The 17,228-nt window shown below is 64.5% G+C and carries 19 protein-coding genes; 11 read left to right on the top strand and 8 right to left on the bottom strand.

The features are described 5' to 3' along the window. Nucleotides 1–110 precede the first annotated feature (110 nt). Both ACEN9J_RS38090 and ACEN9J_RS38085 read left to right on the top strand, forming a co-directional pair. Nucleotides 111–1,502, top strand: a complete 1,392-nt coding sequence (locus ACEN9J_RS38090; protein WP_413764973.1) for a replication initiation protein — start codon at nucleotides 111–113, stop codon at nucleotides 1,500–1,502. Nucleotides 1,503–1,787: 285 nt separating this feature from the next. Beyond that, complete coding sequence (locus ACEN9J_RS38085) at nucleotides 1,788–2,090, top strand: hypothetical protein (protein ID WP_296736347.1); 303 nt, start codon at nucleotides 1,788–1,790, stop codon at nucleotides 2,088–2,090. A gap of 258 nt (nucleotides 2,091–2,348) precedes the next feature. On the opposite strand, the gene ACEN9J_RS38080 is transcribed toward ACEN9J_RS38085, so the two are convergent. Both ACEN9J_RS38080 and ACEN9J_RS38075 read right to left on the bottom strand, forming a co-directional pair. Continuing rightward, on the bottom strand, nucleotides 2,349–2,903 hold the full coding sequence (locus ACEN9J_RS38080; protein ID WP_296736350.1) for an Rrf2 family transcriptional regulator: 555 nt from the start codon (nucleotides 2,901–2,903) through the stop codon (nucleotides 2,349–2,351). Between the two features lie 456 nt (nucleotides 2,904–3,359). Then, entirely contained in the window at nucleotides 3,360–3,770 is a 411-nt protein-coding gene (locus ACEN9J_RS38075) for a hypothetical protein (RefSeq protein WP_057596354.1), read from the bottom strand. Nucleotides 3,771–3,981: 211 nt separating this feature from the next. Here ACEN9J_RS38075 and ACEN9J_RS38070 point away from each other — a divergent pair, with 211 nt between their 5' ends. Together ACEN9J_RS38070 and ACEN9J_RS38065 are read left to right on the top strand one after the other, a co-directional pair. After that, nucleotides 3,982–4,725 carry a hypothetical protein gene (locus tag ACEN9J_RS38070; RefSeq protein WP_413764972.1) on the top strand — a complete coding sequence of 248 codons (744 nt, stop codon included), beginning with the start codon at nucleotides 3,982–3,984 and terminating at the stop codon, nucleotides 4,723–4,725. A gap of 744 nt (nucleotides 4,726–5,469) precedes the next feature. After that, complete coding sequence (locus ACEN9J_RS38065) at nucleotides 5,470–6,861, top strand: murein transglycosylase A (protein ID WP_261211758.1); 1,392 nt, start codon at nucleotides 5,470–5,472, stop codon at nucleotides 6,859–6,861. A 110-nt stretch (nucleotides 6,862–6,971) separates the two neighbouring features. On the opposite strand, the gene ACEN9J_RS38060 is transcribed toward ACEN9J_RS38065, so the two are convergent. Continuing rightward, complete coding sequence (locus ACEN9J_RS38060) at nucleotides 6,972–7,193, bottom strand: hypothetical protein (RefSeq protein WP_057596352.1); 222 nt, start codon at nucleotides 7,191–7,193, stop codon at nucleotides 6,972–6,974. Nucleotides 7,194–7,298: 105 nt separating this feature from the next. After that, nucleotides 7,299–8,249 carry an IS481 family transposase gene (locus ACEN9J_RS38055; protein ID WP_413764971.1) on the bottom strand — a complete coding sequence of 317 codons (951 nt, stop codon included), beginning with the start codon at nucleotides 8,247–8,249 and terminating at the stop codon, nucleotides 7,299–7,301. Between the two features lie 141 nt (nucleotides 8,250–8,390). Between ACEN9J_RS38055 and ACEN9J_RS38050 the strand changes: the two genes are divergently transcribed. From ACEN9J_RS38050 to ACEN9J_RS38040, 3 genes are read left to right on the top strand one after another with little or no spacing between them, the layout of a single operon-like run. After that, entirely contained in the window at nucleotides 8,391–8,996 is a 606-nt protein-coding gene (locus ACEN9J_RS38050; RefSeq protein WP_261211761.1) for a DNA-3-methyladenine glycosylase, read from the top strand. 18 nt (nucleotides 8,997–9,014) lie between these two features. After that, a complete protein-coding gene (locus ACEN9J_RS38045; RefSeq protein WP_261211762.1) occupies nucleotides 9,015–9,305 on the top strand; it encodes a DUF3253 domain-containing protein in 291 nt (96 codons plus the stop codon). After that, on the top strand, nucleotides 9,302–9,652 hold the full coding sequence (locus tag ACEN9J_RS38040) for a hypothetical protein (protein WP_261211763.1): 351 nt from the start codon (nucleotides 9,302–9,304) through the stop codon (nucleotides 9,650–9,652). Before ACEN9J_RS38045 ends, ACEN9J_RS38040 begins: the two co-directional genes overlap by 4 nt. Nucleotides 9,653–9,704: 52 nt before the next feature. Here ACEN9J_RS38040 and ACEN9J_RS38035 read toward each other — a convergent pair whose 3' ends face one another. After that, nucleotides 9,705–11,444, bottom strand: coding sequence for an ATP-binding protein (locus tag ACEN9J_RS38035; RefSeq protein ID WP_413764970.1), 1,740 nt, complete (start codon nucleotides 11,442–11,444; stop codon nucleotides 9,705–9,707). Between the two features lie 126 nt (nucleotides 11,445–11,570). Between ACEN9J_RS38035 and ACEN9J_RS38030 the strand changes: the two genes are divergently transcribed. Then, the gene (locus ACEN9J_RS38030; RefSeq protein WP_296736368.1) at nucleotides 11,571–11,696 is read left to right on the top strand and encodes a hypothetical protein; all 126 of its coding nucleotides are present in this window, start codon (nucleotides 11,571–11,573) and stop codon (nucleotides 11,694–11,696) included. Between the two features lie 19 nt (nucleotides 11,697–11,715). Here ACEN9J_RS38030 and ACEN9J_RS38025 read toward each other — a convergent pair whose 3' ends face one another. Beyond that, nucleotides 11,716–12,687 (bottom strand): helix-turn-helix transcriptional regulator, encoded by a 972-nt coding sequence (locus ACEN9J_RS38025; RefSeq protein ID WP_296736370.1) that lies wholly within the window; start codon nucleotides 12,685–12,687, stop codon nucleotides 11,716–11,718. 251 nt (nucleotides 12,688–12,938) lie between these two features. On the opposite strand from ACEN9J_RS38025, the gene ACEN9J_RS38020 reads away from it, so the two are divergent. Genes ACEN9J_RS38020 through ACEN9J_RS38010 form a run of 3 tightly spaced genes read left to right on the top strand, consistent with a single transcriptional unit; the run spans nucleotide 12,939 to nucleotide 15,827 of the window. Beyond that, nucleotides 12,939–13,166, top strand: a complete 228-nt coding sequence (locus ACEN9J_RS38020) for a hypothetical protein (RefSeq protein WP_057596348.1) — start codon at nucleotides 12,939–12,941, stop codon at nucleotides 13,164–13,166. A gap of 4 nt (nucleotides 13,167–13,170) precedes the next feature. Then, on the top strand, nucleotides 13,171–14,688 hold the full coding sequence (locus tag ACEN9J_RS38015) for a sodium:solute symporter family protein (protein WP_413764969.1): 1,518 nt from the start codon (nucleotides 13,171–13,173) through the stop codon (nucleotides 14,686–14,688). A gap of 53 nt (nucleotides 14,689–14,741) precedes the next feature. Continuing rightward, nucleotides 14,742–15,827, top strand: coding sequence for a carbon-nitrogen hydrolase family protein (locus ACEN9J_RS38010; protein WP_413764968.1), 1,086 nt, complete (start codon nucleotides 14,742–14,744; stop codon nucleotides 15,825–15,827). Nucleotides 15,828–16,030: 203 nt separating this feature from the next. Here the strand turns inward: ACEN9J_RS38010 and ACEN9J_RS38005 are convergent, their stop codons facing one another. Further along, the gene (locus ACEN9J_RS38005) at nucleotides 16,031–16,312 is read right to left on the bottom strand and encodes a hypothetical protein (RefSeq protein WP_261211771.1); all 282 of its coding nucleotides are present in this window, start codon (nucleotides 16,310–16,312) and stop codon (nucleotides 16,031–16,033) included. After that, nucleotides 16,309–17,220 carry a TraX family protein gene (locus tag ACEN9J_RS38000; RefSeq protein WP_413764967.1) on the bottom strand — a complete coding sequence of 304 codons (912 nt, stop codon included), beginning with the start codon at nucleotides 17,218–17,220 and terminating at the stop codon, nucleotides 16,309–16,311. The genes ACEN9J_RS38005 and ACEN9J_RS38000 overlap by 4 nt, the downstream gene beginning before the upstream one ends. Between the last annotated feature and the right edge of the window lie 8 nt (nucleotides 17,221–17,228).

Genomic DNA, 17,228 nt, shown 5'->3' with positions numbered 1-17,228 from the left:
TCGTTAGGCGAAGTGTCCGCGGTTTAACCAAGCTTCGGACACTTGCCACCGCCAAAATTGGTAGGCAGGCCCGCTTGGTGTCCAGGTCGACTTGGACATATGATCGCGAGATGACAGCTTCCAGCCCGCTTTCGTCCTCGGCGCCCACCCGCGTCGTGGGCACCGACGGGCTCGAACTGCGCAAGCCACACGAGATGATCGTGATGGTCCCGCGCTCCGCACGGGTGACGTTGACCGCCCGGCGCATTTACACGGTGCTGCTGCAGGTGTCGCAGGCTCGCCTGACCGCCATGGCCTCGATGCCGTTGGCGGACTTCATGTTCGAGGCACCCCTGGCGGCCGTGCTGCGCACCACCGGGTCCGATGGGGCCGATCGTACGGCCGCCAAACGCTACCTCGGCGAAATGAGAAGCCTGGAGGTCGATTGGGAGTCCACGGCGCCAGGCGACGGGGTCAAATGGCGCGGTTTCTCCATGCTGTCGGAAGTCGCGCTGGAGGTTCGTCGCGGCGAGACCTGGGTCAGCTGGTCTTTTCCGCCGTCCATCATGACGGCGCTGCGCGAGCCTTCGCGCTGGGCCCGCATTGAGCTCGACGTGCTTGCCCGCTTGAGCACCTATGCCGCGATCGCCCTGTACGAGATCTGCGTGCGCTACCGGGACAATCCCGGCGGCGTGACGAGCCGCAAGCCGGTGGGGTGGTGGACCGACGCGCTGAGCAATCTGCCTGGTGGCGACCGCCGCGAATGGCGCAAGTTCAAGAACGAGCGCGTGAAGGAGGCGGTGGCCGAGATCAACCAGGAGACGGATCTGGAGATCGAGCTCATCGAGCATCGCCAGGGCAGGGTGGTCGATGAAGTGCAGTTTGCGGTTCGCCGTCGTGCCCGTTCGCCCTTTGCGACGAGCGCGGACAAGCCGGTGGACGCCAACCTTGTGCTCCGCGCAGAAACCCTGGGCATTCGAGAGATCAAGCTCGACGGCCTGATCAAGGAGTTCGGCGACGATCGGGTGCGCGAGCAGCTCGATGCATTGGAGAGGCGTGCGGCCAACAACTCGCTGCGCGCCGTGGACAACGCCTATTCCTATCTTCGCTCGTTGCTGCGCAACGAGCGCGAGGCGCCTGCGCCTGCGCCGGCGGACGTAGACGAAGAGCCGGATCTCGAGTCGCCGCCGGCACAGGCCGCCGCGGAAGCTGTCGCATCGTCGGGCGCTGCTGCCGCCACGACGGCCGTCACGGTTGCCACACCATCCGCGACCCCGACCCCTCCCGTCGATTCCGCCGGCGAGCGGATCCGCACGATGCGTAGAGAGATCGAGGCGTTGCCGCAGGCACAACGTCAGGTATGGGTGGATCGCGCGCTGCAGGCGTTGGCCGCCAAGGGACTGTTGACCGCGATCGTGAGCCGGCGCGCGGCGCAAGGTGACGTGATGCACGGCCTGCTCGGCTCGATGGTGGTCCAGACCTATGCCGCCGCCACGTACGGCGCCGACTGGAACACGGCGTAGACGCCCCTGAGCTGCTCGCAGTGTGCATCTCGCCGCCGGTGGTGCAAAGCCGAGCAGACAACTGCCCGTCAGATCATTCTGATCAGCCCCAGCACTCGAGGATGAGGTCATGCTGGGGGCGGAAAATGCCGGGCATGCGGCGTTGAAAGCAGCGGCTTCGCTACGATGCCGAGCAGCCGCCATCGGCCAGGCGCAGCCACTTTCAGTACCGTGACCTCGGCCGACGTCCGACAGCGAACTTCTAACTTCACTGGTGCCAGTGATTCAACAACTGCCTGCAGAGATATGTCTGATACCTGGGCTTTCGAAGATGCCCCGAACGTTGCCTGCTTCACCGTGAAGTCCATCATGAATGGCACTGAGCCAATCCTGCAGGTGTTCCACGACGAGGACGACGGTGCTTGGCAGATGCTGCCCGCCAGCGGTGCCGCCGCGTCGGAGGCGATGATCGTCGGGCTGGGTCAGCTGGTGCAGTCGGACCAGACGCTCGCTCAACTCGCGGACCTGCCACAGGGCTGGGTTGCTTGGCGCGGACGCAGGAACTCGCCATGGCTGCGCCGGCCAACGTCGCAACTGCCAGTGGCCTGAATGACGTGTGCGGTGCGCCTGTTCGAGCGTTGAGTGTGTTGGGACAGATGCCCTGAAAGGCTGGCGCCCACGCGCACATCAAATTGCGTTTCGCGCAACCTGTTCAGCTCGTCTCGTGCTTACTCGTGAACGGGATGCACTTTCGGCTCGCGGCCAGCCGGTTCATGGCTTCTCATGGCCGACCGCGCGGCGCATGAGGTGAAGCTTGTGATGGTGGATTGCAGCTGGATCAGCGCTTGCAGTACTGGAGCGACAGCATCAGTGCTTCGACATCGCATTGGCCAGTGCGAAGACCGAATTGGGGGCGCGGGTGCGCAAGGGTTTCACGGGGGCTGGCGAGGTGATCGCACGCTTGGCCGGGGTGGGTGCTTCGAGCTGCGCGCCCTTGGCGACTTGATCTTCGACCAGCTTTTGCAAAGTGACTGTGCGCAGAAAATCAAGCATGCGCTGATTCAGCGAAGCCCAGAGTTCTTCGGTGCTTCGCGCCAGTGACGACGACGAGGCACCCGGCGCGCTCAGGTCGTCAGCATCATCCGCATCGTTGCCGAGGGCGGCTCTCTCATCGACGGCCGCAATGATGTCGGCCACCGAGATGTCCGCGCTTTGGCGAGCAAGACGGTAGCCCCCGCCGGGCCCACGGACCGATTCAACCAGGTTGTGCTTGCGGAGTTTGCCGAAGAGCTGCTCGAGGTATGACAGCGAAATCTGCTGTCGCTGGCTGATGGCGGCCAGATTCACAGGCCCTAGCTGTCGACGCAGCCCGATGTCGATCATCGCGGTCACGGCAAAGCGACCTTTGGTGGTCAATCGCATCACAAGCTCCTTCTCATCGATTCCGTTCGTTAGACACGTCGCGTCGCCAGACGGGCCACCGTGACTTGCTGGCGGTCGACTTGGGTCTGGTGGCACCAGACTTACGTTTTCAGTTGAAGCTACTTGCGCTTCCTGTGCAGGACCCAAGACATCAGAGCGATCAGCCGTCAGATGAGGCGCTACGGGCTTTCCCGTGCAAGGCTGCGGGCCCAGGCAGACATGTATCTCGAGGTGCCTCGGACATAGAGCTCAGTCGACGGCGCCAGCGGGTGTTAACTGAGCGGTGCCATCTCACAAACGCCGTTAGCATATTTTTCTGGTTCTCCATTGGGCGCGACCGGCGCCTGGGGACCGGTTGAAGCCAGAAAAAGAATGCCCCGCGCAAGGCGGGGCACAGAGGAAGGCAGGGGGGTACGCCTGATTGCGTACCCCTTGTCTTGCCGTCTCGGGATGGGTTTAGCCCTTCATCGCTTTGATGTCGGCCTTGGCCTTGTCATGGTCGGCCTTGGCTTGGCTCACGCAAGAGTTCTTGGCATCGCCCGATTGGTCGTCGCACTTTTCCTTGGCAACGTCGTAGGTCATGTTGGCCTTTTCCTCGGCGACCTTCTTCGCGTGTGCGGCGCTGGGCTTGTAGTCCTGCTCCAGCTGCGCCTTCGCCACGTTCTCCGTGCCCTTGGCTTCCTTCTCGCAGACGTCCTTGGCGTTGTCCTTCATCGTGTCGCACTTGGCCTTGGCGACCTTGTAGTCGGCCTCGATCTTTTCCTTGGCCACGTTGTACTGGTCCTTGGTCATGCCTTCGGCGGCGTTGGCCGCGCTCATGGCGAAGCAGGTGGATGCGATGGCGAGAACGAGAAGATGCTTTTTCATGGGTGAGTCCCCTGGGCTTGATGATTGATGGAGTCGCCCCGTGCGTCTCCAATGACTGTCAATCTAGGAACCCACGTGCGGACCCAAAGTAGGACGATGTCCGTCGGGTCATTAGGTAAGGACCGCACTTGCTTGCAAGCGCAAGTGTGAGCGCACTGCCGCTTGCGGCTTGGTCGGCGCGAAGTCGCTCAAGGCGAGCGGAAAGACAGCGGTGAACTGGACAGGCCGTTTGCTCGCCGGCATCCTATCGCCGCAGATCGTCTTGACTCATCCTGTCGCCAGCATGCTCGCACGCAAGATCGCCTCCTTGTTCGCCTCCCGCTCCGCGGCGCCGACGCCTTCGCGTTTGATGCAACTCCACGAATACCTGGCGCTTCTCCAGGAGGGCACTGAGGAGTTCGCGGCAGGGGAACGCATCAAGCGCGATGCCCTTTCGCTTGCGCAGCGTCTTCGCGAAGAGCTTCGCTTGCCGCTCGGACCGGAACCCAGTCTTGAGTTGGTGCTCGCGAGGCGCTGCAAGGTGCAACGAATCTCCCTCGTTCATGTCCCGCTCGCTGCCAAGGATTGCTTCTTCATCGCGATGTACCACCAGGACGCATCGAGCGCGCATGCCCACCTGGTCTTCGATATCGGCGCAGAGTACCAGCGCCCCTTCCTGGAGTGCCCCGACTTTGGTGTCGGCGAGGAGGCGACGGAGGACAATCTGCGCCACTGGATTCCTCGACTGGCCGAAGCGCCCGATGCCTTCGCGATCGTGGAGCGACGCGATGGAACCTACATGCAGGTCTACGCCGACGATCGGGGTTTTCATCTCGAGCACCAGCTGGTCACGACGGGCTGTCACTATCGGACTGCGCAGCCGGTGAGCAGCGAAGCCGCGGTGGACACGCTCGTCTCCTATGCTTGCGGAAAGTATGAGTGGGCAAATCGGGCGTGGGACCGGATGGTCCTTTGAGAAGCCAGGAAGCGTTGCAGCGCGGGGCGTTAACCTTCCCATCCATCATCGGCGAAGGCTTCGAGTCGAGACCTGTGGATGAAGATGAGCTTCATGGCGAATGCGGCTACCTCACGATCGAAGTGCTGACGACGTCTGCTCGATTCAACAAGCCGCCTGCAGATCCTTCATCGCCGCAGTGGATCGGCAGCGAAGGTACATCCACAGCAACGCGCCGGCTGCCTGCGCATTGCAGCGCCCAAGCAAGGCCCGGCGGCGAGCCTTGTCCTCGCGTGTGCGGCGTTCCTACGTCGTTTGCGCTAGGCAGTCGCCCCGATTCGCAAACACCTGGCCGGCATTAAGCTTGGCCGTTCGCAGCGCCACTTCGTCGGTCACGTGGCGCATCAGCAAGCTCCTTCGCGAGGAATCGGCATGCAACTGGGAGACAAGACCCTTGCTCGCTGGGTCGCCCTGAGTGCCCTGGGCGCAGTGACGCTGGTAGCGTGCACGATGGGGGACTCCCATTCGGTGGGCGGTGCAGGAGGTCCCGGCGCGATGCCTGAGTGGTCGGCAAACCCATCGGCGCAGCGCTCGGCAACGTCAACACCGCGTGCATCAGCGCCGCTGCCGGGTCCTCGTCCGGCCTCTCCATCGCGCTCAACAGGGCAAGCGAGATCGAGCGGGTCGCAGGCATCCGTCGCCGGCGGGCCTGGGTTGAGCAGCGCGGGTGCGATCGCGGGTCGAGCGCGTACTTTTTCCACTCGGTTGGCCACCTACACCTCGGTGGGCTTCGAGCTCTTGCCGGGCTGGCGGCAGGATGATTTCTCGGAGACATGGCCGGCGTTTCTCGGCAGCTGCAAGGTCTTGTCGGGGCGAGCACAGGCGTGGCGGCAAGTCTGCGATCGTGCACGAAAAGTAGATCGTGCCGATGACTTGGCCATCCGCCATTTTTTCGAGCGCGATTTCTCGGCCTATCAGATCCGAGACGATGATCGGCGCCCTGACGGCGTCGTCACCGGCTACTTCGAGCCTGAGATCAGCGGCAGTCGGCACTACGGCGCCCCCAACATCTACCCCGTGTATGCACAGCCCCAAGACATGCTGTTTGCGGATGCGCGAAAACTTCCCAAAGGCGATGGGATCGTCGCTGCGCGTGTGACGGGGCGCAGTGTTGTGGTGCAAGCGGGACTGAGCACGCGTGACATGGGCCGCGCAGGGTTGTACGCGCTCGATCTCTCGCGCATCACCAGAGACACGTTGGATCGCAAGGTGCGTCTTCGTGTCGAGGGAAAGCGGCTCCTGCCCTACTACACACGCAAGGAAATCGAAACCAAGGGTGCGCCGAATGCCAAGGTCATCGCCTTCGTGAACAACGCTTCTGCGCTCTACGAGATGCAGATCCAGGGCTCTGGCCGCATTCGTCTGGACTCGGGCGAGGTGATTCGCATCGCTTACGCGGAGCAGAACGGTCAGCCGTTCAGGCCCACGCTGGCCCAGGCGGCGTCCGGCAAACCTCGCAGCCCCGTGAAAGTGCGCGGCTCCTCGCTGGAACTCGAGCTCGACAATGACGATGAGGAGGACGAAGCAGTGCAACCCGCGGCCGCCAGCAGCGCCGACGTCTCCGTGGTTCGCACGCGTGGCTTCACACTCGCCCTGCCCAAGGTCAATGGCGCTGTTGCGGTGCCCGGACGCCGCGCCGCACAGCGGGTGACTGGCTCGGGCATCGAGGATCCAAGCTACGTGTTTTTCAAGGAGGCCAATGCGCCTGGCGGAGGACCGGTTGGCGCGCTGGGGGTGCCGCTATCGCCTGGACGCTCGATCGCAGTGGATCCGCGAAGCACGCCGCTCGGGTATCCCGTGTTCGTGTCCACGCGCGCGCCAGGCAGCGGGGCGCCGATGCGCCGCTTGACGATCGCGCAGGACACGGGCGGTGCCATTCGCGGCGCGGTGCGCGCGGACTACTTCTTCGGCAATGGCCAGCAAGCTGCGACGCAGGCTCGGCGCATGAAGGAGCGAGGACAACTCTGGGTCCTCCTGCCACGCGACTTGGCAGTGGCACAGGCGGCCTCCACGGCGGTGCGCACGCGCGGCGGTGCCGTCGGGGAAGATCTTCCCGAATGCCTTGTCGCGGACGAGAACAGCTGCGTCAACGATTGAAGCGCGGAGGAAGAGGCACCATTCCGGATGCGGGGCCGCAGGGCGTCTCGCAGCTTCTCAGGAACTGCCCACGGCAGCGGACACAGGCCGCGCCGCAGCCACTGCGTGGTTCACTGTCGGCGGCCGAGAGATAGCCAGCCCTCGGGCGTGATCGCGGTGACCGTTGCCTCGAGCGGATCGCAGTAGCCCGTCGACCGCCCGCTGAGCGTGCGAAACCTCGCTTCCACAAGGCCAGCGTAAACCAGGCGAGACACCTTCTGCACGTCCGCTCTCGCGATGACAGTGAGCGGCAGCTTGATTGCAGCAATTTCAGAAAGCAAAGCGAGTGCCATCGGTCAACACCTTTTGCGAAGAAAAAGTCCAATGTGCACCTTGTTCTCGAAGAGTGCAATGTCGAGGCGCTGGATGCGCTGCCGTGAGCCTGCTCCGGCATCTGCCTAGGTGTGAAGCGTCAAGAGGTTGTTTCTTGACGAGTTGAGTCTGGACATAGGCGCGATGCCGCCAATGCCGCTGTGCGGGCGATGCCAGTTGTAGTGGTGCTGCCAATCCGCCAAGGCATCGGTTCGGTGGGCTGAGTTCTGGTAGACCCAGCCATAGGCCCACTCACGCAACGCGGACTGGATGAACCGCTCGGCTTTGCCGTTGGTCTGCGGCCGGTAGGGCCGCGTGAAGCTGTGCTTGATTCCGAGTTCGATGCAAGTCGCCCTGAACTCTCGCGAGCGGAACGCTGAACCGTTGTCCGTCAGCAGCCGTTGTACGCGAATGCCCAAGCCGGCGTAATAGGCCACGGCGTTGCGCAGGAACAGGACGGCCTGTGCCTGCTTCTCGTCTGGATGCATGGCGGTGAAGGCCACCCTGGCGTGATCATCGATGGCCACGAACAGCGTTTCCCAGCCTGCTCCATCGACCGAGTCGCGCCGATTGCCCGTCACGCGATGACTGGGTCGCACGATGCGCCCAAGCTTCTTGGTGTCGATATGCAGCAGGCTGCCCGGAGCTTCGTGCTCATAGCGCACGATCGGCTCGGCAGGCTCCAGGTCACTCAGCTTGGACATGCCTGCTCGCGCCAGCACACGGCTAACAGTCGAGGCCGAGACGCCCACGCTGCGTGCAATGCGTGCCTGCAACATCCGGCGCTTGCGCAGCTCGACGATGAGTAGCGCTTTACCTGCATCGATGGCCCTGGGCGAGCGTGCTGGCTTGGAAGAGGCATCGGCCAAGGCAGCTTCTCCGCCTGCCAAGTACAGCCCGAGCCACTTCCTGGCCGTGGGTGCAGTGACACCGTGCGCCGCTGCAGCACTCACGGCATTCAAGCCTTCCAAAGTCATCTGCTTGACCATCTCGATTCGGCGGGCAAAGGTAAGTCGGGCATGCTTATGGGTGTTCATCCGGTTGGGCGTCCTGAGTGGATTGGGTGTTTGGCGACTTCCAGTCTCTCAAACCCAGTCCGGATGAACACCGGATACAACCTATTGAAGCTTCACACCTAGGCCTTGGATGCGCCGTGCGACTACAGCTGCGCCAGGGGGATGGCGACATCGCTTGGCAGCCACCGGCAGCAGGCTGTCGGCATGTGCTCTCCGCCTTCCATCGACTTTGGCGTTTCGTCACCCGAGCTCGCGCGAGCATTGATCGGTGCGTCGCTTTGGGTGGAAGGGGTCGGGGGGCGCATCGTCGAAACGGAAGCCTATGACGTCTTGGACCCGGCCTCGCACAGCTATGGCGGCCGATCGGTGCGCAACGCCACGATGTTCGGTCCGCCAGGCCGCGCTTATGTGTACCGCTCCTACGGCTTGCATTGGTGCTTGAACTTCGTCTGCCGGGAGGAGGGCCACGGCGCCGGTGTCCTGATTCGCGCGCTGGAGCCGACGGACGGTCTCGATGCGATGCAGGCACGCCGAGGGCTTCTCGAGCCGCGGCTCTTGTGCGCGGGGCCGGGGCGGGTCGCCCAGGCGCTGGGGATCACCGGTTCGCATGACGGCCTGCAGCTCGACCGCGCGCCTTTCGAGTTGAAGGGTCCGAGCGTGGCACAGGATGTGGTGGTCGGTGTCCGCATCGGCATTTCGAAGGCGATGGATGTGCCTTGGCGTTTTGGGCTGAAAGGATCGCGCTTTGTCAGTCGCAGGTTTGGTTGACGCGGGAGGCCAGCAGCCATGAGCGTTGCCTCACGGACGGTCGTGACGAACGAGGCCGTCGAAGCGGAAATCTTCGAGCTGCTGGCCCGTCGTGCGCCTGGAGCCAGCATCTGCCCTTCGGAGGTTGCGCGAGCCCTGGCGAGCGCGCCGTCGGACTGGCGGGCCCTGATGCCGCAGGTGCGCGAGGTGGCCCAGGAACTCGCCCTTCGCCGGCGACTGCTCGTCACCCGCAAAGGGGCGCGTGTCGAAGCGATGGGGCAAGGTGGGCCCATTCGTCTCTCGTTGCTCTTTGAGAAGGAGCGCAAGTGAGCGGGAGCAACAGCCGATCGCAGGCCGTCGACGGCCCCCTTATGACACCCGATGGCCGCTATCTGGTGATACGTGGACGTCTGTGGCGCGCAACGAACCCCGGACTGCCGGAAGACGAAAAAGACTTCTGGGTTTGCCAACTGATGGCGGCACGGCGCGCGCTGCGCGCATCTGCCTCCGTCGAGAGGCGCGCGGACGCGCGCGCCCTTGTCGACCATGCGAAGCGTCGGCTGGGCGAGCGCGGCCCGCCGTGGTGGACCGACGGCTCCCCCGATATGAATCGCAAGCTGGTCAAGAACACACCGTATGGCGAATGGTTTCGCCGTCTGAATGAGGAAGCGCCTTGATCGAGGCGCGTTCATGAACGGCCGCTGGCATTGCTGTCTGCCGACCGTTGGCTCAGGTGTCGAGCATCCGGGCAATGCGCCGCTTGAATTCGCCCAGCTCGAAAGGCTTGGTCATCACTTCCATCCCAGGCTCCAGAAGACCATTGCCCACGGCGGCGCCGGCCGCGTAGCCCGTGATGAACAGCACTTTGAGGTCGGGTTTGCGCAGGCGCATGACATCGGCGACCTGGCGTCCATTCATGCCACCGGGAAGTCCGACATCGGTGATCAGGATCTGGAGGTCGTTGTTTGGCCCGTCATCCAGGCACGCAAGGCCTTCCCGGCCGTCTGCCGCGGCAGTGACTTCGTAGCCCGCGGCGACAAGTTCTTCCTGGAGCAGGGCTCGAAGCGGTGCCTCGTCCTCGATCAGAAGCACGCGCGCCGACCTCGGTGCTGAGAATGCCGCCGTATCGCTTGTTGGGTTGCGCTGACCAACCGCAGCCTCCGTGTCGTTCGAATCGCCGTCGATACGGGGCATATAGATACTGACGGTGGTGCCTTGACCCAATTCCGACTCGATGCGCATTTGGCCACCCGATTGGCGGGCGAATCCGTACACCATCGACAAACCCAGGCCGGTGCCCTGGCCCAAGGGTTTGGTTGTGAAGAACGGCTCCGTGGCATGAGCCTTGGTTTGCGCATCCATGCCGCAACCCGTGTCGCGCACCTCGAGGCACACGTAGTCACCAGGCGCGTTCCCGATGGGCGTGCTTGCGTCGTGGGGAAATGAACAGTTGTTGCCCGTCACCGTCAAGCTTCCCCCACCGGGCTGCATCGCGTCGCGCGCATTGATGCACAGGTTGAGCAGCGCGTTCTCGAGTTGCGCGCTGTCTGCGCGCACGGGCCAAAGGTCCGCCGGAACATTGAACTGGACGGCGATCGATGGCCCGACGCTGCGACGAACAAGTTCCTCGAACTGGTTCAGGCGAGGGCGAAGATCAATTCGCCGCGGATCCAAGGTCTGGCGGCGAGAGAAGGCCAAAAGACGCTGGGTCAGTGACGCCGCCCGCTCCACTGTTTCCTTGCCGACAGTGACGTACCGCTGGGCTTGCTGCGTGTCGCCGGAACGCATGCGCAGTTCGAGGAGCTCGAAGCTGACCTTCAGGGTGCCGAGCAGGTTGTTGAAATCATGTGCGATGCCCCCGGTGAGCTGCCCAATCGCCTCCATCTTCTGGGCTTGGCGCAGCGCATCCTCGGCTTCCACGAGCGCGCGCGTGCGCTCCTCGATCCTCGCTTCGAGCGTTTGATTGGCCTTGCGCAGCTCGCGCTCTGCCATCACCTTGCCCGTGGTTTCGGTCACCGTTGCCATCACTCCAGCGAACCCTCCGGCGGCATCCGGCACCGGCGAATAGTCGAGCGTGAGCCACACACTTTCCGGCGAACCGTTGCGCAAGAAGGTGAACTCGTGGTCTTCGAAGGATTGAGGTTTGCCGGCCAGCACCGTCTTCATGAGGCGATCGTTGAACTCGGACACTTCCGGCCACGCTTCGCGCAAGGGTTGACCCAGGCAAGCTGGATGCCGCCCGCCTGCGACGACGGCATAGGCATCGTTGTAGATCATGATGCCGGCTTCGCCCCAAAGAAGCGCGATGGGCTTCGGCGAATGCAGCACGATGCCCACGGCGCAGCACAGATGCTGAGGCCATTGATCGATCGGGCCCAAGGGCGTAGACGCCCAATCAAGCTGGGCAATCAGCGCGGCGAGTGCCGAGTCGGGTGGCAAAAATGCCGCTGAGATGGAAGCAGGCGCCACGGTGCTTTCGATCGGGATTCGGTGAAAACGAAAGCTATCACAGCCTGAGGCGAGCTGGCGTAGGAGGGGCCTGCGACCGCTGAACTGCCCAGCGTCGACGCGCATTGTCCAGCCCTGCCGGCAAACATGCGCCAAGCTGCCCCGGAGATCTCGGGTTTGGGCAGACAGCTGTCCTGCATGGGAATGACCATGAGGCTGGTCGGCGACGGCAAAAAGGTGGTCGAGGAGATGGGCAAGGCGGTCGTCGCCTGAGCGCGTCGACGGCGGCGGTTCAAGGCGCGTTCAACAGGCTCGCCAGTTCCGCCTTGTCCGTCAGCCCGAGCTTGATGTAGATCTCGCGCAGGTAGTGCCTGACGGTGGCCGGCGACAGCTGCAGCGCGCGGGCGACTTCCTTGTACGACTGGCCCGAGGAGAACGCGCGCGCCACGTCCGATTCGCGCGGCGTGAGGCGATCGATGGCGCGCAGCCTGCGGATCGAGAGCCGCTGCAGTGCTCCCGCGGCCTCGATCGAGAAGACCAGGTCCGAGAAAACGCTTCGCGCGCCGTCGCGGCGCAAGGCCGAAACGAGCGCCGGTGGCAGCGCTGGCGGCGCCCACGCGGGCCAGATCCGGGTCACGCAGTCCTGGAAGCCCGCCGACTTCTCGATCACGCCCCACTGGAGGTCGACGAAGGCCGACGCCAGCAGGCCACCGGCCGGCTGCGCATCGGCGCGCTCCTGATTGCGCCCGAGGTTGTGCCGCCAGCCCATGAAGACATGCGGCATGAGGAACTGCTTGGCCCAGGCCTCGGAGGCGTCGAACGCGGGGCTGCGGCCGCCACGGAACAGCGAGACGAACAGGAAGTCCCCGGGACGCTCCGCGAGTTTGATCGCGGTGCACAGCGCATGCTGGTTGCCGACCCCCGCGTTGATCTCATACAGGCCCGGCGTGCTGTGGAGCTGGTGGGTGTCGAAGCGCACGGTGTGGGTGGGCGCGTCGCTGACGCTGCTGGCCAGGCGATCGTCGGGCGTGCAGGTGTCCCAGGTCTCGACGTAGGACGCGGGCAGGTTGGCCCGGTAGGAGCTCAGCAGACGAAAGCCGCCTGCGGCGACGGGCGACATGATCCCCCACCACGCGCGATCGAAACCGATCACGCGATCGATGTCGCTCAGCACGCGCGCCTGGAAGTCCTCCTCGCGCGTCTCGTAGGCCGCCTCGTTGATCCGAAGAATCAGATTGCCGCACTCCTGAAGGTTGTTCAGCATGGGAGTTCCAACTGGGGGCGTTCCAACAAGCAAGCCATATGCCATCGCATGGTGTGGCGGGCCATCCTAGCCTTGCGTCTCCGCCTTGCCAATGCGGCTTGCCCGCCCTCGCGAACCGACCCCGTTCATTTGAACGGTGCACGCCGAAGGACGGCGCTCCTAGAGTCCGTCGCGATGCGATGGATCCGCCTCGCAGACCTCGTACCGGCCCTTTTCCCTCCCGCAGCCCGCGGCCTTCCTGGAAGCCTCCCATGCCCCTCGCGACACTTCCACGGCTACCCGCCTCGATCCGGTGGTGGTTCCTGCTCAATGCGCTGCTGCTCCTGCTGCCGCCCGTGCACTGGCTCGTCAACGACCACCGGGCGCCGGTCCTCGGCCTGCCGCCGACCCTGTTCTATTTCCTCGCGCTCAGCGTGTCGATCGCGGCCAGCGTGGTGGCCGCCTATGTCGCCGAATACGGCGAAGCGGGAAGGGGGTGAAGCCATGGCGCTGACATTCGGCCTCCAGCTGGCCTTCTTCCTCGTCATCATCTACGTGCTGCACCGCAGCTACCGCAAGGACCGGTCCTTCACCGACTACGCCGTGGGCGGCCGCTCGTTCGGGGCCAACTACCAGGCGATGTCCTTCCTCAACACCTGGTATCCGGGCGCGATGTTCACCGCCTTCGCGGGTCTGGCCGTCAGCGCCGGCGTGATCTCGTTCTACGTGCTGGCCTACAGCCTGATGACGGTGGTGCTGATGTACGCCATGTCGCAGCGCGTATGGACCTGGGGCCAGCGCTTCGACCTGCGGACACAACCCGATCTGTTCGCCCTGCGCTACGGCTCCAGGCACATCCGCACCATCGCGGCGCTGATCGGTATCGTGTCGGGCTTCCCGTGGCTGGTGCTCGCGATGCAGGCGATGGGTGGCCTCTTCCACTTCATGTCGCTCGGTGCGCTGCCCTTCTCGGAGGCGGTGATCCTAGGCGTGGTGGTGGTCGCGATCCGCCAGATCTGGACCGTGCGCATGGGCATGCGCGGCGTGATCATCTCGGACATGTACCAGGGTATCGTGGCCTACATCTTCGGCAGCCTCATGCTGTGCGGCCTGGTCGTGTGGCTGTGGACGAGCAAGGGCGTGCGGCTGCAGTCGCTCGATCCCGCGATGTTCTCGCTGCCGTCCTTCGGCTCGAAGGAAGGGCCGCTCTACCTGTTCAGCCTGCTGTTCACGAGCACCATCGGCGGCTGGTGCCTGCCGTTCATCTTCGTGCGCCTGTTCACCGCCGACGGCGTGGCGGCGCTGAAGAAATCGGCGGCCATCGCGATGCCCGCGTCGCTGGTCTTCTGCATCCCCCTGCTGATCTTCGGCATGCTCGCCTCGCAGCTTCCCTCCGTGGCCAGCCACCCCGAGGACGTGTGGTTCATCGTGAGCCAGGAAGCGGGTGGCCTGCTGCTGCTCGGGCTGGCCGGCGTGGTGCTGCTGGCGGCATCGATCGGCCACACCGACGGCAGCATCCAGGCGACGGGCGCGCAGATCGCCAACGACCTGGTCGGGAACTACGCCACGTTGAGCCAGCGGCAGCTGGTCACGGTGTCGAAGATCGGCATGGTGGTTCTAACGGCCCTGGCCGCCTGGGTCGCCTGCCTCAAGCTGCCGGCGCTGTTCACGCTCGCGGTGCTGGCCTACCAGGGCGTCATCCAGCTCGCGGTGCCGCAGTTCCTGGGCATCTTCTGGAAGCGCGGCACCAAGGAAGGGGCGATCGCGGGCATGGTCGTGGGCTTCGCGCTCGTCATCGTGCTCGAGAGCTTCTTCGCCCGGCAGCTCGAAGCCGCCTGGGGCCTGACCTCGGGCGTGATCGCGCTGGCTGTGAACCTGGCCATCTACGCCGGCTTCGCATGGCTGCGGCCCCACGGCGCGGCCGAGCGCCAGCGCATCGACGGCCTGTTCGGGCTGACCCGCGAGGCCGTGGCCGAGCCGGTGCCGCCGCCAGCGAGCGTCGGTGCCTCCGCGCGCGCCTGAGTCTTCCCCCACCCATTCCCTCATTCACCCATCCCTCGAGGAGCGCTTCGTCCATGAATGCATCCACCGGCGCGCCGTCGCCCCTTTTCCCTCCCAAGTTCCTAGCGGCCGTCGTGCAGGCCGCGCCGGGCTTCTGCGACCACGACGCCGCCATCGACCTCACGGTGCGCTACATCGAGGAGGCGGCCGGCAAGGGCGCCGCCATCGTGGCCTTTCCGGAGGACTGGATTCCGGGCTACCCCTGGTGGGTCTGGCTCGACGCGCCGGCCTGGGGCTTTGGCAAGGGATGGGTGCGGCGCTTCTTCGAGAACGCCTTCAGCTACGACGGCGAGGGCGCGCGACGCATCGCCGCAGCCGCGAAGCAGTTCGGCATCTTCGTGTCGCTTGGCGTGGTCGAGCGGCTGGGCGCGAGCCTGTACGTCGGCAACTGGATCATCGACGACCGGGGCGAGACCGTTTCGCGCCGGCGCAAGCTCAAGCCGACGCACATGGAGCGCACCGTCTTCGGCGAAGGCGATGGCAGCGACCTCGTGGTGAGCGACACGCCGCTGGGCCGCATCGGCGCGCTCTCCTGCTGGGAGCATCTGCAGCCGCTCACGAAGTTTGCGATGTACAGCCAGAACGAGCAGCTGCACATCGCCGCCTGGCCCGGTTTCAGCCTCTACAAGGAGAACGCTTACGCGCTTGGCGCGGAGGTCAGCCTCGCGGCGACGCAGACCTATGCGCTGGAAGGTGGCTGCTTCGTGCTGGCCCCATCGGCCGTGACCTCGGCGTCGATGGTGTCGCAGATCTGCGATACGCCGGCCAAGCATGCGCTGTTCACGGTCGGCGGCGGGCACTCCGTCATCTACGGGCCGCATGGCAACCCGCTGTCCGAACGCATGCCTGACACCTGGGAGGGCGTCATCTGCGCCGAGATCGACCTGGGCGAGATCGCGGTGGCCAAGGCGGCCGCCGATCCCGCGGGCCACTATGCGCGCGCCGATGTCATGCGGCTGATGATCAATCGGGCACCGAACCATCGGGTCCACGCCTTCGACCTGGCGCTTCAGGCCGAGGGCGGCGCGTCCGGGCAGGTGCCGCGCCTCGATACCGATGCGGTGACTGAGCACGCGGTCGGCGCGAACAGCCCGGCTTGACGAGGCTTCCCGCCCACTCGGCGGGTCATCGACGCTCGTCTCACCTCATTAGCGCGGTGACTCGGTCCGCAAGCCCGGGTCGCAGACCTAAGGCCGCGTCGTCTCAGCGGTAGTCCGCTTCGCGCTGATGATGAACGACCAACACCTTCATCTGCCGGGCGGGAAGGATTTCGCGGAGGTCATCTCAACCCCGCGAGCCCTGGTCATGTGTTTGGGTCTTGAAGCTCGCGACGTCGTGCATCAATGCGGGCCTGGATGCGATCGAACACCTCGGCCACAGGTTGCGAAACACCAGTTCGTAGATATTCTTGCCAAGCGATATCCCCACGCGCGTAGAACTCGCCTTGAACACGGCAGCGTTCGACGGCTCGGCACGCCCCATCGGCGGCAGAAGTGCTGACGGGTCCGTCAGCATCCGCAACCGATTCGAGTTCGGCACGCAGTTCAGGCTCGACGTCAAAGGTAGTCACGATGGGTGAATTCATGGTGGCCACTTTGTCACGTTTGTACTTGAATCGCCACCTCCGGCCGCGCTGACACCTTCGATAGGTTTGAGTCGGGCCGATTCGGCTGCGCCAGCGAGTGGCTGCACTTCAGGGGCCGTTACGAGGTTCGTCGCAACTTGTGAGCATGCCCGCGCACAGCGCGGTGTGCTGGCGAAGTGCAGCGCAAGGGCAAGAACGAACAGGTGGGCGGGGTAGAAGGCATAGAAGACCCATCGCCGCCGTTCAAGGGGAACATGAATGCGGCTGAACCCCCAGATCAGCGGCAGCGCGGCCATGGCAGCGAAGTTGCCGTTGACGAGCCATAGGGACGCGGTCGCAAGCAGCCAGGCGATCGCGGTCTTGATGCTTGGACGACGAATGAAAGAGCGCGCGCCCAGGCAGCACAGCAATCCCGGCCACCAGAATTCAACCACGGTGCCGCCCACTACAAAGGTGACCAGGGCCAAACATCGATGGCCGACGGTCCGGAGTTCCAGCAGCCAGGCGATCAAGGTCGCGACGAGCAACGTCGCCATGATGTTCAGTGGCCACCATCCGACCAGCAGGACGAACGCGGGCGTTGCGAGCACACCGAAGGCCGCAAGCCGCTTCACCACACGTCGATGAACACTCGCGGCCTTCATGCGAGGGCGCGCGAGGTTGTACATGAGCACAAAGCCAAAGAGCGGCATCGCCATGCGACCGAGCAGGTAGAGCGTCGTGACCTGCCCGCTCAGAAGGTACTTGTTGACATGGTCCCCCACCATCAACGCCAGCGCGAGCCACTTGAGCGACTCGAGCGATCCATCCGCCACGTGCCAGCGGCCGCTGGCCGTCGCTTCGCAACGGCTGCTGCTGTGCGTTGTGGGCATCAAGGTCTTCTCGTGCGCATCACGACGCATGGTCATCTGGCAGC

This window comes from Variovorax sp. Varisp41, from assembly GCF_047325085.1.
Classification (GTDB): Bacteria; Pseudomonadota; Gammaproteobacteria; order Burkholderiales; family Burkholderiaceae_C; genus Variovorax.
Note: the sequence above shows the minus strand (reverse complement) of the source record. Positions and strands in the feature narration are given on the sequence as shown.

Coding starts and splice junctions, on each gene's coding strand:
- ACEN9J_RS38090 (WP_413764973.1), top strand. CDS start 111: ATGACAGCTTCCAGCCCGCTTTCGTCCTCGGCGCCCACCCGCGTCGTG.
- ACEN9J_RS38085 (WP_296736347.1), top strand. CDS start 1,788: ATGTCTGATACCTGGGCTTTCGAAGATGCCCCGAACGTTGCCTGCTTC.
- ACEN9J_RS38080 (WP_296736350.1), bottom strand. CDS start 2,903: ATGCGATTGACCACCAAAGGTCGCTTTGCCGTGACCGCGATGATCGAC.
- ACEN9J_RS38075 (WP_057596354.1), bottom strand. CDS start 3,770: ATGAAAAAGCATCTTCTCGTTCTCGCCATCGCATCCACCTGCTTCGCC.
- ACEN9J_RS38060 (WP_057596352.1), bottom strand. CDS start 7,193: ATGGCACTCGCTTTGCTTTCTGAAATTGCTGCAATCAAGCTGCCGCTC.
- ACEN9J_RS38055 (WP_413764971.1), bottom strand. CDS start 8,249: ATGAACACCCATAAGCATGCCCGACTTACCTTTGCCCGCCGAATCGAG.
- ACEN9J_RS38050 (WP_261211761.1), top strand. CDS start 8,391: ATGGCGACATCGCTTGGCAGCCACCGGCAGCAGGCTGTCGGCATGTGC.
- ACEN9J_RS38045 (WP_261211762.1), top strand. CDS start 9,015: ATGAGCGTTGCCTCACGGACGGTCGTGACGAACGAGGCCGTCGAAGCG.
- ACEN9J_RS38030 (WP_296736368.1), top strand. CDS start 11,571: ATGCGCCAAGCTGCCCCGGAGATCTCGGGTTTGGGCAGACAGCTGTCC.
- ACEN9J_RS38025 (WP_296736370.1), bottom strand. CDS start 12,687: ATGCTGAACAACCTTCAGGAGTGCGGCAATCTGATTCTTCGGATCAAC.
- ACEN9J_RS38020 (WP_057596348.1), top strand. CDS start 12,939: ATGCCCCTCGCGACACTTCCACGGCTACCCGCCTCGATCCGGTGGTGG.
- ACEN9J_RS38015 (WP_413764969.1), top strand. CDS start 13,171: ATGGCGCTGACATTCGGCCTCCAGCTGGCCTTCTTCCTCGTCATCATC.
- ACEN9J_RS38010 (WP_413764968.1), top strand. CDS start 14,742: ATGAATGCATCCACCGGCGCGCCGTCGCCCCTTTTCCCTCCCAAGTTC.
- ACEN9J_RS38005 (WP_261211771.1), bottom strand. CDS start 16,312: ATGAATTCACCCATCGTGACTACCTTTGACGTCGAGCCTGAACTGCGT.
- ACEN9J_RS38000 (WP_413764967.1), bottom strand. CDS start 17,220: ATGACCATGCGTCGTGATGCGCACGAGAAGACCTTGATGCCCACAACG.